The organism is Roseovarius faecimaris (assembly GCF_009762325.1).
Lineage (GTDB): Bacteria > Pseudomonadota > Alphaproteobacteria > Rhodobacterales > Rhodobacteraceae > Roseovarius > Roseovarius faecimaris.
The window spans coordinates 671,238-686,431 of sequence record NZ_CP034348.1 but is presented as its reverse complement, the minus strand read 5'-3'; the positions used below and the strand labels follow the sequence as shown (position 1 = coordinate 686,431).

At 63.3% G+C, this 15,194-nt stretch carries 13 protein-coding genes; 3 read left to right on the top strand and 10 right to left on the bottom strand.

The genetic code is table 11. The annotated features are described in order from the left end of the window. The first annotated feature begins 92 nt into the window (after positions 1 to 92). The gene (locus tag EI983_RS03705) at positions 93 to 962 is read left to right on the top strand and encodes a glycosyltransferase family 10 domain-containing protein (RefSeq protein ID WP_246162259.1); all 870 of its coding nucleotides are present in this window, start codon (positions 93 to 95) and stop codon (positions 960 to 962) included. Here EI983_RS03705 and EI983_RS03700 read toward each other — a convergent pair. From EI983_RS03700 to trxB, 4 genes are all read right to left on the bottom strand, one after another. Further along, positions 935 to 1,576 (bottom strand): hypothetical protein, encoded by a 642-nt coding sequence (locus EI983_RS03700; protein ID WP_198389372.1) that lies wholly within the window; start codon positions 1,574 to 1,576, stop codon positions 935 to 937. The genes EI983_RS03705 and EI983_RS03700 overlap by 28 nt on opposite strands. A gap of 177 nt (positions 1,577 to 1,753) precedes the next feature. Then, entirely contained in the window at positions 1,754 to 3,829 is a 2,076-nt protein-coding gene (locus EI983_RS03695) for a bifunctional sulfate adenylyltransferase/adenylylsulfate kinase (protein ID WP_157706063.1), read from the bottom strand. Positions 3,830 to 3,994: 165 nt separating this feature from the next. Then, on the bottom strand, positions 3,995 to 4,333 hold the full coding sequence (locus tag EI983_RS03690) for a phasin family protein (RefSeq protein ID WP_157706062.1): 339 nt from the start codon (positions 4,331 to 4,333) through the stop codon (positions 3,995 to 3,997). Positions 4,334 to 4,475: 142 nt separating this feature from the next. Then, positions 4,476 to 5,471: a thioredoxin-disulfide reductase gene (trxB, locus tag EI983_RS03685; RefSeq protein WP_157706061.1), complete on the bottom strand. Its 996-nt coding sequence runs from the start codon at positions 5,469 to 5,471 to the stop codon at positions 4,476 to 4,478. A gap of 249 nt (positions 5,472 to 5,720) precedes the next feature. Here trxB and EI983_RS03680 point away from each other — a divergent pair, with 249 nt between their 5' ends. After that, a complete protein-coding gene (locus EI983_RS03680) occupies positions 5,721 to 6,221 on the top strand; it encodes an Lrp/AsnC family transcriptional regulator (RefSeq protein WP_157706060.1) in 501 nt (166 codons plus the stop codon). A gap of 57 nt (positions 6,222 to 6,278) precedes the next feature. On the opposite strand, the gene EI983_RS03675 is transcribed toward EI983_RS03680, so the two are convergent. The 5 genes from EI983_RS03675 to lgt form a co-directional block, all read right to left on the bottom strand. Further along, positions 6,279 to 7,064 carry a Hint domain-containing protein gene (locus tag EI983_RS03675; protein ID WP_157706059.1) on the bottom strand — a complete coding sequence of 262 codons (786 nt, stop codon included), beginning with the start codon at positions 7,062 to 7,064 and terminating at the stop codon, positions 6,279 to 6,281. A 311-nt stretch (positions 7,065 to 7,375) separates the two neighbouring features. Further along, entirely contained in the window at positions 7,376 to 7,507 is a 132-nt protein-coding gene (locus EI983_RS19410) for a hypothetical protein (RefSeq protein ID WP_281356453.1), read from the bottom strand. Positions 7,508 to 7,791: 284 nt separating this feature from the next. Further along, positions 7,792 to 8,547, bottom strand: a complete 756-nt coding sequence (gene pgeF / locus EI983_RS03670; RefSeq protein ID WP_157706058.1) for a peptidoglycan editing factor PgeF — start codon at positions 8,545 to 8,547, stop codon at positions 7,792 to 7,794. After that, on the bottom strand, positions 8,544 to 9,605 hold the full coding sequence (locus tag EI983_RS03665) for a class I SAM-dependent methyltransferase (RefSeq protein ID WP_157706057.1): 1,062 nt from the start codon (positions 9,603 to 9,605) through the stop codon (positions 8,544 to 8,546). The genes pgeF and EI983_RS03665 overlap by 4 nt, the downstream gene beginning before the upstream one ends. Beyond that, complete coding sequence (lgt, locus tag EI983_RS03660) at positions 9,602 to 10,516, bottom strand: prolipoprotein diacylglyceryl transferase (RefSeq protein ID WP_157706056.1); 915 nt, start codon at positions 10,514 to 10,516, stop codon at positions 9,602 to 9,604. The genes EI983_RS03665 and lgt overlap by 4 nt, the downstream gene beginning before the upstream one ends. 98 nt (positions 10,517 to 10,614) lie before the next feature. Here lgt and EI983_RS03655 point away from each other — a divergent pair, with 98 nt between their 5' ends. After that, complete coding sequence (locus EI983_RS03655) at positions 10,615 to 10,860, top strand: accessory factor UbiK family protein (protein WP_157706055.1); 246 nt, start codon at positions 10,615 to 10,617, stop codon at positions 10,858 to 10,860. Positions 10,861 to 10,962: 102 nt separating this feature from the next. Here EI983_RS03655 and EI983_RS03650 read toward each other — a convergent pair whose 3' ends face one another. Then, complete coding sequence (locus EI983_RS03650; RefSeq protein WP_157706054.1) at positions 10,963 to 14,745, bottom strand: Ig-like domain-containing protein; 3,783 nt, start codon at positions 14,743 to 14,745, stop codon at positions 10,963 to 10,965. Positions 14,746 to 15,194 lie beyond the last annotated feature (449 nt).

Sequence of the window (15,194 nt, the reverse complement as noted above, 5' to 3'; positions counted from 1 at the left end):
CGTCATTCGGCCCACGCGCCGCGACAGGCACGGATTGCGCCGCCCCCCTGAACCCTCTATCACCCGGCCCATTCCCTGCCCCGGAGCCCGCCTTGCCCTCACACATCGGACATGTCGCCATTCTGCCCAACGGCCAGAAGCTGGGCACCCGCCCGGGCGCACTGCCGCTCGACGGTCTGATCTGGCCGCTCGGCCAGCCCGAGGGCCTGCGTGGCGGCACCCTGTCGGATCTCGGCCCGGACGATCACCTGATCGTCTTTCCGCGTGAGACGCTGCATGTGCGGCCCGGCTTCGGCACACGGGCCAAAGTCTCCATCGTGATCATGGAGCCCGCCGCGATCCACGGGATACACCTCAAGCTGTTGCGCCTGACATGGCGGCGCTTCTACCGCGTGCTGACCACTGACGAGGCTTTGCTTGCCGCCATCCCCAATGGTGTCTTCTTCCCCTTCGGCAGCACCTGGGTGCCCGACTGGCAGAGCCGCGACAAAACCAAGACAAAGATGTGCTCTCTCATCGCCTCGTCCAAGCGCAGCCAGACGGGCCATGTTCTGCGCCATGCCATTGCCGACTGGATCACCACCGAGGGCCTCGATGTGGACCTGATGGGCGGCGGCTATGCGCCCTTTGCCGACAAGGCCGACGGGCTCGCCCCTTACCGTTATTCCGTGGTGATCGAAAACGTGACCGAGCGGAACTATTTCACTGAAAAACTCGTGGATGCGATCCTCTGCGACACGGTGCCGATCTACTGGGGCTGCCCGAATATCTCGGATTTCTTCGACACGTCCGGCATGGTGATCTGCCAGGACGAGGACGGCCTGCGCCGCGCCATCTCCTCCATGTCCGGGGACGACTATGACGCCCGCCTGCCCGCGCTGCGTGCTATGCAGGACAAGGCCGCGCGGTATGGCGATATCTTCACCCGCGCGGCTCAGGCCGTCTTGGGCCAAACCCCGTAACGCCGCGCCGCCCAGTCTGCACAGGCCTGGTTGGCCTCGGCCCGGGTCATCCCTGCGATCCGCGCCTGCTGTAATCCGTCCGCCTCATAGGCGGGGTGCAACGCCGCCCGCGCCTCAGGGGCTTCTCGGATCGCTATCCCCCGCGCGGCCAGATGCGCCGACAGCCAGATATCGTCGGCGGCCCGCTCCCCCGCCCTGTCAGGCGGTGTCGCATCGCCGAGCCACTCCGGCCGAACCGAAACACCGGAAAACCCTTGCGCGATATCCACCACACCCGGCCCCGCCGCGCCGCTCCGCCCCAACCGCTCCACACCGAAGCCCTGCCCGGTCGCTGCCGTCCGAGCATCCCCCGCAGCCAGCAGCGCCGCCGCCCAGCCCGGACCGGCAATCCAGTCGTCATCGCAATAGATCAACCGACCGCCCGGCAGGTGCCGCGCCGCCGCCAGTGCCTTCATGCCCGGCCCGATATCCTCACCCCGGACAAGCTCGACCCCCTCCGGCACCTCAGTCAGCCGCACCGGCCCGGGAAACCGCTCATACCGCTCCGCCACGCATAGCAGAACCCGCTCCGGCGCAGGGTTCTGTCGCAGCAGCGCCTCCAGTACCGGTCGCAACCGCCCAAATCTGGGCGGCACGGAACTCAGCGATATGACATACCCGCCTTTCATTGTTCCAAAAATACTCACAAAACACCGGCCCACAAGAAAGCGGGCCGCCCGACGGCCGGGTGGCCCGCTCCGTCACTCCCGCGAGGCGCGCACGCAAGGGCGCGATGAGCGCCCCCTGGGCAGTTACCCGGCAATCAGCCCCATCTGCTCCAGCTTCAGAATGACCTGATGCGCGCAGTTATCCACATCGGTGCCCTCGGTTTCCACCCGCAGTTCGGGGCTCTCCGGCACGTCGTAAGGATCTGAAATACCGGTAAACTCCTTGATCTTCCCTTCGCGGGCCAGCTTGTACAGACCCTTGCGGTCGCGGCGTTCGCATTCCTCGATGGAGGTCGCGACATGCACCTCGATGAAGGCGCCAAACGCCTCGATATCTTCGCGCACGGCGCGGCGGGTCGTGGCATAGGGCGCGATCGGCGCACAAATCGCGATCCCGCCATTCTTGGTGATCTCGCTGGCGACATAGCCGATCCGGCGGATGTTCAGATCCCGGTGCTCTTTCGAGAAGCCCAACTCGCTCGACAGGTTTTTCCGCACGATGTCGCCATCCAGAAGCGTCACCGGGCGCCCGCCCATCTCCATCAGCTTGACCATCAGCGCGTTGGCAATGGTCGATTTGCCCGACCCGGAGAACCCGGTGAAGAACACGGTAAAGCCCTGTTTCGAGCGCGGCGGACGGGTCCGGCGCAGTTCCTTGACCACCTCGGGGAAGCTGAACCACTCAGGAATTTCCAGCCCCTCCTGCAGACGGCGGCGCAGTTCGGTGCCGGAAATGTTGAGGATGGTCACGCTGTCCTTGTCCAGAATCTCATCGGCGGGCTCATATTGCGCGCGCTCCTGCACATAGACCATGTGCTTGAAATCCACCATTTCACAGCCGATCTCCGACTGATACTCGCGGTACAGATCCTGGGCGTCATACGGCCCGTAAAAATCCTCGCCCTCGGAATTCTGGCCGGGGCCGGCATGGTCGCGGCCCACGATGAAATGCGTGCAGCCATGATTGGCCCGGATCAGCCCGTGCCAGACCGCCTCGCGCGGGCCCGCCATGCGCATCGCCAGGTTCAGCAGGCTCATCGTCGTCGTGGAGCCCGGATATTTGTCCAGCACCGCCTCATAGCACCGCACACGGGTGAAATGATCCACATCGCCCGGTTTGGTCATGCCCACGACGGGGTGAATCAGCAGGTTTGCCTCGGCCTCGCGGGCGGCGCGGAAGGTCAGTTCCTGATGCGCGCGGTGCAGCGGGTTGCGGGTCTGGAACGCCACCACCTTGCGCCAGCCCAGCTTGCGGAAATAGGCGCGAAGCTCGTTCGGCGTGTCGCGACGGCCGCGGAAATCGTAATGCACCGGCTGCTGAATGCCCGTGACCGGCCCGCCCAGATAAACCTTACCGGCCGTGTTATGCAGATAGTTCACCGCCGGATGCGCATCGTCATCCGCGCCAAAGACTTTCTTGGCCTCGCGCGCCTTGTCCGGGGTCCAGCGGTCGGTCACGGTCATCGTGGCCAGGATCACACCCTCCTGATCGCGCAGCGCGATATCCTGCCCCAGCTCCAGACCTTCGGCAAAGCTCTCGGACACATCCAGCGTGATCGGCATCGGCCAGAGCGTGCCATCCTCCAGGCGCATGTTCTCCACCACGCCGTTGTAATCCGCCTCGCTCAGAAACCCCTTGAGCGGGTTGAAGCCCCCGTTCATCAGGAGTTCCAGATCGCAGATCTGGCGCGGGGTCAGGTCATGGCTCACGAGGTCCGCGGCCTCGACCTTCAGCTTCTGCGCACTGTCATAAGAAACATAGAGTTCGGGGATGGGGGCAAGATTGTTCTGCACGAGTTTCGTCCTGTGTTGAAAGGGGTCCAAGCCGCTTACCGTGCCTGTCAGCTCGGCATGCAGCGCGTCGTATTCGGCAAATTTCCGGGTAAGAAACCGATCGGTGAGGCGCCGCTTCTCCGCCGCCCCCCGCGATGTGATCACATATGAGAAACGTTTGCGCCTGTCCGGCCCGTCACGGTCGCTGATCTTCACCAGCCGGGCTTCGGCTGCGCGGCGCAAGAGCGCATTGAGCCGCCCAAGCGACACACCGATCGCCTGCGCCGTCGCACGCTGCGACGCCTCCGGCACCAGCTCCAACTGGCGCAGAAGCCGGAAGAGCTGATCCTCTTCCTCAAGGCTTGGCTTTGTGTCCTGCTCGATCACGTTAGGCGACTCAATATGTGTTCACGCGTGAACACATCTCACAATCCGCCCCTCTTCGAAAGGTCAAACTGCGCAGCGGCCCGCCGCAGGCACAACTGTTGCCTCAGGGTCACGCCCCACCCGGGCCGCCCCGCCGCCGTTGCTCTCTGTCCGGATCACCCGCGCTCAGAGAGGCACATCATCATAGCCGCGCGAAAAGGCCGTTCCCGCCTGCTTCAGACTGCTTTCCGTCGCCTTCGACATCAGCTCATACAGGTGCGCGGCCTCCTTGGCATACTGGTCCATCGCGGTCTTGTAGAATTCCGCCTGGACCTGCAGCAACTCCGCAGGGGTTTTGCAGGCCAGCATTGCCTTCTGCGTTTCCAGATCCTGCTGCAACCTGTCCGAAATGAACCGCGTGCTTTCCGAAAAAACCGCCTGCCAGGCCCTCATCGCTTCCGGACCACCCGCCATCGTCGTGGCGGTGGCGGACCCTGCGCCGGTATCTGTCTTGGATCGTCCCATGCTATCGTCCTCCTCTGCAACGCCCGGACATGGCTCTGCCCGGGCACTCGTGCTCTTGGTGCAATTGGAAGTTTAGGCCAGTTCGCCGCCCTGGTCCTTGATCTGGATCGAATCCGCGTCCGGAAATCGCCGGAAAGGGCGATTAATCCGCGTCGGCCGTATCGCGTGCCACATGCGCCGCCGCCGCTGGAGCCTGATCCTCGCGCTCGGCCAGGTATTTCTCGGCATCCAGAGCCGCCATGCAGCCCATGCCGGCGCTGGTGACCGCCTGACGATAGACATGGTCGGTCAGGTCTCCGGCGGCAAACAGCCCCGGGATCGACGTGCGCGTGCTGCCCGCCTCGACCTTCACGTAATCGCCGTGATGCATCTCGACCTTGCCCTTGACCAGCTCATTCGCGGGCGCATGGCCGATGGCAATGAACACCCCCTTGCACGGGATCTCCTGCGTCTCGCCGGTCTTTGCATGCTTCACCCGCACGCCGGTCACGCCCTTCGGGTTGTCCTCGCCCAGCACTTCATCCAGCTCATGGAACCACAGCGGCTCGATCTTGGGATGGTTCAGCAGACGGTTCTGCAGGATCTTCTCCGCACGCAGCTCGTCGCGGCGATGGATCAGCGTCACCTTCGAGGCGAAATTGGTCAGAAACAGCGCCTCTTCCACCGCCGTATTTCCGCCGCCCACCACGACGATCTCCTGACCGCGATAGAAAAACCCGTCGCAGGTCGCACAGGCCGACACGCCAAACCCCTTGAACGCGTCCTCCGACGGCAGTCCCAGCCATTTCGCCCGCGCCCCCGTCGCCAGGATCACCGCATCGGCCGTATAAACGGTGCCGCTGTCGCCCTTCGCCACGAAAGGGCGACTGTCGACATCGAGCTCGGCAATGATATCGCCGATGATCTCACAGCCCATCGCCTTGGCATGGGCCTCCATCCGCACCATCAGATCCGGCCCCTGAACCTCGGTGTCGCCCGGCCAGTTCTCCACCTCGGTCGTGGTGGTCAACTGCCCGCCCGGCTCGATACCCTGCACAAGGATCGGCTCCAGCATCGCGCGGCTGGCATAAACACCGGCAGTGTAACCGGCAGGGCCCGATCCGATGATCAGGCATTTCGTGTGGCGGGTCTCAGACATGAAGATTCGATCCTGGTTTGGCAGCAACGCCCGCAGATATAGACGCGCGCGGGCGCTCTTGAAACCCCGTTGACGATGATATCCCGGCTGTTTTCATTGTTCCCGAAATACTCCGGGGGTGTGGGGGCAGCGCCCCCACCCGGTCGTATCGCGAAGCGATGCGAAATGATCTTGCGTCTGGGCGAAATAATATTGCGTGTGCTTGCGGTGCTGTTATAACAACCGCAAAATCACAGGGAGCTTCCGCGCATGTCCGCATCCCGTCTGGATGAGATTGACCGCAAGATTCTGGCCGAGCTACAGGCCGATGGGCGCATGACCAATGTCGAGCTGGCCAAGCGGGTCGGCATTTCCGCTCCGCCCTGCCTGCGCCGGGTGCGCACTCTGGAGGATGCGGGCTTCATCCGGGGCTATCATGCCGATGTCAATCCGCGCGAACTGGGCTTTGAGGTTCAGGTTTTCGCCATGGTGGGCCTGCAGAGCCAGGCCGAGGCCGATCTGTCCGCCTTCGAGGCGCGCTGCCGTGCCTGGCCTCTCGTGCGCGAGTGCCACATGCTCAATGGCGAGGTGGATTTCATCCTGAAATGCGTGGCCCCCGATCTGTCCACGTTCCAGTCGTTCCTGACCGAAGAACTGACCGCCGCCGAAAACGTGGTCAGCGTCAAGACCTCCCTGGTCATCCGGGGGGCCAAGGACGACCCTGGCGTGCCCTTCGACGTGCTCGAAGACCGCCTCAACCGCACCGCCTGACCCTTTGCCCCGGACAGGCTCCGGGGTTTGGATCACTCAGGCCATGCGCGCTTCGGCTCAGGCCACCTCCAGCCCGCTCGGCGCCACCAGCGGCTTGCGCGCATAGCTCAGCGGCCCGAAATCTTCCGGCTCGGTAATATGCGGGAAGAAGGACAGGAACAGCGACAGCATGTTCTGCCCCATATTGCGCTGGAACTGCTCACCGGGATGGAAACTTTCCATATGCAGCCCGTTGGCCAGCACGGTCGCATGACGCTCCAGCCCGATGTGATAAACATCCACCGCACTGGGCGGGACGATATCGATCACGTTCATCCCGTCCGACATCTGGTTCACCGGCATCAGCAGCGGCTCGACATCAGACAGAACCGCCCCCGCCTTCAACATGCGGGCGCCGGGGCCGACCATCAGGTCGCGTTCGGGACGGGTAAAGCCAAAGCTGTTCGCCATGATCCGGGTCATCCGCGCGTCATGCGCGGTGGTTTCGGCGAATTTCGGAACGATTTTCATCGACCCAAGCCACACCAGGCGCTGGGATCCGTGGTCGCGGGTGATCAGCTTCATCCCCGGCTCCAGATCCTCGACCGCGACCGGGCCACGCGTGGTGGTGATCAGCGTGCCGTGGGCAAAGGCGGAAAACGCCGCTTCGAAGGTCGGGATGGCAGGGCCGATATGTTCGGCGCGGCACACCTCCCCGTCGGAGCGCAACGAGGTGACCTCGAATTTGCGCATGACAATGGAGGGCCGCTTGGCCTGAGGCTGAGCCTCATCACCAAGCGGTTTTGGTCGGGACCTGAGATCGAGACCGCCCGAGAGAGGAGCGGAAGAGAGCGGGGCAGACATGGAGCGTCACCTTTACGTTCGGCACGTCGCAACTTCGTCGGCCCCCACCGACAACGACAGCAGGACTGTCGGTTACAATTGAGATGCTACACCATGATCAATCCGGGCCCATCGCGTCAAATTGTTGCCGGTTTTGTCTCTGGATGAGGGCCAATCCCCCGGCTCTTCGCGAGATTGTCGCGTGAAGACAGGATAGTTCTGCCACATTTGCCTAAACTTCGTCTCGAATCAGAACGAGCCGCCCATGACGGACGGCTCGCACTTGCACTGATGACTTTGGAGTACTGGTACCTGAAAATTCTGGCCCGCGCTCAGGCGATCTTGCGCAGCTTCTGCGTCTCGGCCAAACCGGCCCGGCGGCACCGCACGCGGCGCTGGAACGGCAGAGCGGGGATATCCTGCTTGCTGGCTTCGATTACCGATTTCATCCAACGCTTTTTCATCTTCTTGTCTCCTCGATCAGGTTTCGCCGTTCAAATCGGCGTGTTGTCTTTGTCTGAGGATCAATATGACGACGCTTTGAGGCTTAGATTTGACCTCAAAACGTAAAAGACAGATTTTGGGAAAAAAGTTTTCGCCCAAATGTGGCGGGGTCAGGGCGAATTTATAAGGTGCTGATTTTATAATATTTCACACCTTGGTTACGCACCAATCCTGCAAATCTGGGCGGATTGTTTCCAGAAAATGGGGCAATCTCGTGGCGCAGATCGCCCCATTCCGGCCCCGATCAGAGCCGGATCACCGAGATCAGCCGCCCGTAATCGGCCTCTTTCGCATGGGTCGCGCGGCGGTAGGAAAAGAACCGTTCCGCATCCCGATAAGTACAGTGGCGCGTCCATTCGGCCTCGCCCACTCCGGCGCGCCGCATCCGGTGCAGCCCATAACCCGGCAGGTCAAAGTGATAACGATCCCCCGCGCCATTGATGAAGAACCGCGCATTTTCGGGGTCCTGATCCAGAAAGGGGTCGATGAAGTCCGGCCCGACCTCATAGTTTGCCTGGCTGATAGAGGGGCCGATCACCGCGCGCGTGTCCTCGCGGCGCGCGCCAAGCGCCTCCATCGCGTCCAGCGTCGCCTCCAGCACCCCGTCAAGCGCCCCGCGCCAGCCGGCATGGGCGGCACCCACCACCCCGGCGCCGGGATCGCTGAACAGAACCGGCTGGCAATCCGCCGTGAGGATCGCCAGCGCCACCCCCGGCGTTGCCGTGACCATCGCATCGGCCCTCGGGCGCTCCGATTGTGGCCCGCTTACCGTCACCACCTCGGCCGAATGCACCTGATGCACGGTGACAAGCCGTTCCGGCGCCACCTCCATCGCCTGCGCCACGCGGGCGCGATTGATCGTCACCACCTCGGAAAGGTCCGACGACCCCGCCCCGCAATTCAGCCCTTCGAAAACCCCCGACGACGCACCGCCCTTGCGCGTGAAAAAGCCGTGCCGGGTTGGCTCCAGCCTGTCGGATGTGAGGATTTCCAGCGTCATGGCTCCAGTCCCGGCGGCGGGGTGCCGCCCTTCGGATAAAGGCCGAGGGTTTTGAACAGCGTCCCCATTTCCCCCGGATGGGTCAAGCGCCGATGTGCCGCGACATGCGCCTCCAGCGCCGCACCGCTCAGCCCCTTGGCCAGCGCCTGCGCCCGCGCCGTGATCCCGAGCCGCTCAAGGAAGATGCCCTGCGGCGTCAGCCGGGTATGCGCGCAGGGGGCGGCCATGGCCAGCGCCTCGAAATCCACATGCGCCGTCAGATCCGCTTCGCCGGGTGTCTCCAGCAGCCCCGCAGGCTCGTGCCCTTTGACCGCCTGCACCGTATCGCCCAGCGAACGCCAGTCGCCATAATCGATGATCAGCGCAGCCCCGCCATGGCCTTCGATCCGCGCGCCGATCGTCTCGGCCAGCATCCGCGCCACTGGCGAAAACTCCACCACATCGCCGGGTTTCGTATCCTCCAGCCGATGCGCCAGCATGGGCATATGCGTTTCGATCCCCAGCCCGAAGCTCAGCGCGCCCTCGCTCAACCCGACACAGCGCTCGCGCCAGCCGCCCTCGGTCCGCACCGCCTGCCGCACGGGCAGCGCGTCGAAAAACTCGTTGGCAATCAGGTAAAGCGGCCCTTCGGGCAGGCTCTCGAAGGATTCGTGCCAGACCGGGTCATACCCGGCCAGCCGCGCCGCCTGTTCTGCGCGCAACGGCGAGGAGCCTTCGATCAGGAGCAGCTCTGCCGCGTCGTGAAATCCCGGCACGCTCTTGGTGGCGCGCAGCGCGTCGGCCATGCAGGTTCCGCGCCCCGGTCCGGCCTCGGCCAGCACGATCCGCCCCGGCTGACCCTGATCCATCCAGGCCTGCGCCAGCGCCAGGCCCAGCAGCTCGCCGAACATCTGGCTGATCTCCGGGCTGGTGGTGAAATCGCCCGCCGTGCCCAGCGGGTCGCGCGTGGTATAATAGCCCAGCTCGGGATGCATCAGGCACTGGCCCATGTAATCGGCCATCGTCATCGGCCCGTTGGCCATGACCTGCTGCACCATCCGCTCGGCCAGCGGGGTCATGCCACCCGCCTTGCGCTCAGCGCGAAATAGAGACCAATCGCGATCATCGGCAGCGACAGGATCTGCCCCATGGTCAGCCCCGCCTCCCCAAACTGCAGCGCATAGCCCAGGGGGTTGTCCGGTCCGGCAAACTGCCGGTCCGGCTGGCGCACGAACTCCACCGTGAACCGCGCCAGCCCATAGCCGGTAAGAAACACCCCCATCACCCGTCCCGGCGCCTTCAGCGCCCCGCGCCCCAGCACCAGCCAGAAGAGCACCGCACAGAGCAAAAGCCCCTCCAGCCCCGCCTGATACAGCTGCGACGGGTGCCGCGGCACTTCGAGCCCGGTATAGAACCACTCGCCCGCCGCGGCACAGCCCTGCCGTACCGGGTCATGGCACATGACGGGAAATTTCATCGCCCAGGGCAGATCGGTTTGCCGGCCCCACAGCTCGGCGTTGATGAAATTGGCCACACGGCCCAGAAACAGCCCCGGCGGCACCGCCAGCGCCAGAAGGTCGCCCATGCTGCGCCGGTTTATTCCCTGTTGCCCGGCAAAAACCCAGGAGCCGACGATCACGCCCAGCAAACCGCCGTGAAACGCCATGCCCCCGTCCCAGATCCGCAGCACCGCCAGCGGTTCGGCCAGATAGCGCGCCGGATCGTAGAACAGGACAAAGCCCAGCCGCCCGCCCAGGATGATCCCGAGGATGATCCAGGTCAGCAGGTCCTCGACCTGCTTGTCGTCCATCGGCGCCTGCCCGGCAGGCCACAGCGGCGCGCGCCGTACCGCCCAGAGCGCGATCCGCCAGCCGATGAGGATCCCCACGATGTAAGCCAGCGCATACCAGCGCAGGGCAAACTCCATACCAAAAAGCGGGATCGACACGATCTCGGGCGATATTTCGGGAAAGGGGATCAGGGCCTGCATGGGCGCAGTTGTGTTTGCTCCTGCGGCAAAGTCAACCTTGTGAAGATCACTTTTGCGCCCCATATAAGGACCAACCCGAATTTGCCGGAGAGACGCCGATGCAAACCCGCAACAAAGTACTCGACGATATCAGCCAGTTGATGACCAACGCCATGGGCGTGGCGCAAGGCGCCAAGACCGAGGCCGAAACGGCGATGAAGTCGATGATCGACCGCTGGCTCGCCGACCGCGATTTCGTCACCCGTGAAGAATTCGACGCGGTGCGCGCCATGGCTCAGAAGGCCCGCGAGGAAAACGAGGCGCTCAAGGCCCGGCTCGACGCCCTGGAAAAATCCGCGGGCTGACCCCGTCCTTTCACCGATGAAATCAAAGGCCCGTCCGCCTTGTCTGGTGAACGGGCCTTTGTCTTGTCCGGGATCTGGCCGTTCCGGATCAGGCAGCCCGGCTCAGAGGTCGAAGACGAAATCGTCGATCACCAGCGGATCGTCATTTTCCGGAATCAGCCCCGAGCCGGGATCTTCCGGATCCACCAGCGACGTCTCGCCCGTGGTGATGAACTGCACCGCCACCACATTGTCGAACGCGCTGAATTCGGTCTCCGCCGTACTGGGATCGTCGAAAATGAAGCCGTCCGACCCGTCATCGTCGAAGAAGACACCCGAATTGAAATTCAGCTCCAGCGCGCTGCCCGACGACACCGTCACGTCGAAACTGCCGACGGCGACATAATCGTAATTCCCGCCGCCGGTATCCTCGACCCGGTAGGGCACGATTGTCACCGTGATGTCCTCTCCCTCCAGCGCGGTCAGTGACATGCTCTGCAGATCGAAGGCCGTTCCGAAAAAGGAGTCCAGCTGTAGCGGATTGAGCAGGATTGGCCCGTCGCCGATCTCCCATGTGGCGCCCGGCGCATAGGTCGTGAACGCATAGGTCGGTGCACTGGTGCCATCAAACTCCAGCAACGTGCCTTGGATCAGGGCGGCGGTGCCCTCGTCCGGGTCGTCAAGCGTGGTCTCTCCGGCAATCAGCCCCGGCGCCACCCGGTCGGGGTTGATCGCGACCATCTCATCGACCTCCAGAGCGATGGCCGTGCCATCCAGGATCAGCCCGCCGAAACTTTCAATCGGCGTGGCAAAGCCGGGATCGGCCGAGAAATCCTCGAAATCCAGAACAACCGACCCGGTGGGATCGGGCGGCGGCCCGTTCACTTCCAGGTTCACCGTGCTGGTGACCGGCGCCGCGATACCATCGTCAACGGTATAAGTGATCACCAGATCGTCCACCACTCCCGCTGCAAGCGCCAGATCGGCGATGGCGATGCTCACCACCCCGTCCGAGATCGTGCCGGTCACCGGATTGCCCAGACTGTCCACGATGCCAACCAGCGAGATCGTAAGCGGATCCTGGTCGATATCGTCGACCAGGCTATTCAGATCGATCTCATAGCGCGGCGGACCATCGAAAGTGATGACATCATCCGGATCGCTGCGCACTTCGTTGCCAACCTGCGCGGTCGGGGCGGTATTCACCGAGGTCCCGGTGAGGTTCAGCGTCACCGTCCCGGAGGCCGAATCCTCTCCATCGCTGACGGTGTACTGCACCAGGAACGTGCCGGTTTCGGTATCGGCCAGCCCGAAGACCAGCGGATTGATCGTCAAGACGCCGTTCACCAGATCCGTGCCGCCCTCTTCCAGCGGATCGATCCCCAGCACATTGCCCTGATCATCGGTAAAGACCAGCGAAGTCACACTCAGCGTGTCCCCCGGATCGGGGTCCGTGGCCAGCCCCCCGGCGCCGATCAGCGTGATCACGATATTGCCCTCATCCTCGGCCTGGGTGATCGTGGCCCCCGTCGCCACCGGTGCGTTATTGCCCGGTGTTCCGTCGGGGTTGGTCACCTCCAGAATGATGAAACTGCTGGCGGTGTTGTTGTCGGGCTGCCCGTCATCCACCGTGTAGTTGATCAGGAACCGCGAGGTTCCGCCATCGACCACGCCGAACTCATCGAGATTGATCGTGAAGACATTGCTGCCGGGGCTGGTCTCGGTGATGGTGGCCGTGCCGCGCCCGCTGTTCTCTAGCCCGATAAACGTGATGTCGAGCTGCGCGATGGATTGCTCCGCATCGCTGATGATCGGATTGCCATCGACGGTCAGCGTGTTGAAATCAATCGTCAGGATATTGGCCCCGCCCTCGTCGGCGGTGGCCTGGATGAACCCTTCGCGCGCCACGGGCGGCGTATTGCCCAGAGGCGGATCGCCAACCGTGACCGACACATTGGCCGTGTCAAACCCGCCATTGCCGTCCGAAATGGTGTACGAGAACCCGTCCACACCGGTAAAGCCCGCATCCGGCGTATAGGTCACGATGCCATTCAGCTCGGTGACCGTCCCGTGCTCGGGCTGGATCAGCCCGGTGATCGTCAGGCTGTCATTGGCATCCGGGTCGCTGTCATTGCCAAGCACATTGATATCCACCGCCGTGTCGGGCAGCGTTGTCGCCGTGTCATTGACCGCATCCGGCGCGTCATTCACGCCGTTGATGGTGATGGTCACAACGGCAGTGTCCGTCGCGCCAAACTGATCGGTCACCGTATAGCTGAACTGATCGGTCGCGCTCTCTCCCACTCCAAGCGATTCAAACTGACCGTTCGGGTCATAGCTGAACGTGCCGTCGCCATTGTCGGTCACCAGTCCCAGCGTGCCCGTGGTATCCAGTCCCGACACGCTCAGCACCGCGCCGTTATCCGGGTCGGTATCATTGACCAGCACATTGCCGGTGACAAAGGCCGTGTCCTCATCGGTGACAAAACCCGGCCCGCCATCATCCGCGGCCTCCGGCGCGTCGTTGACACCGGTGATCGCGATCGTCACCGTCGCCGTATCCTCACCACCATTACCATCGCTGACGGTATATTCGAACGTGTCCGTCGTACTCTCGCCCTGTGCCAGGCTTTCGAACTGACCGTTCGGGTCATAGGTGAACGTGCCGTCGCCATTGGACGTGACGATGCCGCCTCCGGCACTCACCGCATCAAACGCCGCGACCGTAAGCACGTCAGAGGCATCGATATCGGTGTCATTGGCCAGCACATTCGCCGTCACGACGGCCGTATCCTCATCGGTCTGGAAACCCGCGCCGCTGTCGTCATTCGCGACCGGCGCATCGTTCACCCCGGTGATCACGATGTCGAATGTCTGGGTGAAGGACGTGCCGTTGACGTCGGTGCTTACCACCGTGACCGTTTCGGTCACCGATTCACCGGCCGCCAGGTACTGATAGCCGCTGCCCGGATCAAACTGGATGTTGAAATCCGACGCCTGTCCCAGCCCGCCATAGCCCGGGGTCAGGATGGCCGAGCCGATCACCGCGATCGAACCCGCCGCACCGGACGAATTGTTCCCAGTCACCGACACGACCGGCGCGTTGATGCCGTCGCCGTCGAACTCGACCACCGTAAGCACGAAATCCAGAACACTGTCTTCGTCCGTGGTCTGCTCACCAACCAACGCCACCGGCGCATTATCGGCCTGCGATGTCAGGTCGAGCGTGTAGGATTCATCGCCGAAGTTGAATTGCAGGAACTCGACATCATCGCGGATCGTGTCGGTGCCCTCATCGCCATCGGCCGTATTCTGATCCTGCACAAGGATATCGGTGCCCGACGCGCTCAGCGAGAAATCCGCGATCGAGCCGTTGAACACCGCCGTGTCCCCGCCCGAGCCGCCGACAATCGTGTCGTCCCCCTCGCCGCCTTCCAGGATGTCAAAACCGCTGCCGCCATCGAGGCTGTCATTGCCGGTCCCGCCGTTCAGCACATCGTCTGAACTGCCGCCTTCCAGCGTGTCATTGCCCGCGCCGCCATCGAGCACATCGTCGCCGCTGATCCCAAGCAGCAGATCGTCGCCCTCATCGCCGTAAAGCGTGTCGCTGCCGCTGCCCCCGTCCAGCTCGTCATTGCCTGCGCCGCCATGCAGCTCATCATCTTCCTTCACGCCTCTGAGCGTGTCGTTCCCGGCATCGCCATAGAGCGTGTCATTGCCATCCCAGCCGGTGATGAAATCATCGCCGTCGCCGCCACTGGCCTCGTCATCGCCGCGGCCTGCGTCAATGTCATCATTCCCGGCAAGGCCAAAAATCGTGTCATTTCCGTCGCGCCCGCTGATATCGTCGTCGCCGGGCGTTCCATTAATCAGGTCATCGCCATTGGTCCCGTTAATCGGTGGCATAATCACTCTCCCCAGAATTTTAAATTTTTAAGAATTACTCTTTTTCTATCACAGTCTGCGCTCCATCGGCCGAAAATTTTCCAGGGGCCGCCTGCGCGCACCCGCCCGCATCGCGGCGCAAGGGCGCTGAAAACACCGCCTCAGCCCCTCCCCGGCGCCACGCGCGCGAGCTCGCGGAAGCTGCCGAAAAAAGCGGCAGGTTCCAGGCAAGTCCCTGAGAAATATTCAACTTCAGGATGATAAAATGACGCAACGTCACCCTCACGGGCCCAAAGACGCTTTCCGCATCGGCACCCCTGATGAGGCCGCCAGGCGCCCCTCGTTTTTTTCCATCATCGGGGTCCTTGGCACCGGCGCGGGCCCCTCTTCCGGGGGCCCTGAACCGGCTGCGCGCGCGCCTTCGCCGCGTCCTGATTCGACCGGTCCTGCGCAGCGCCCTCATACTCGGG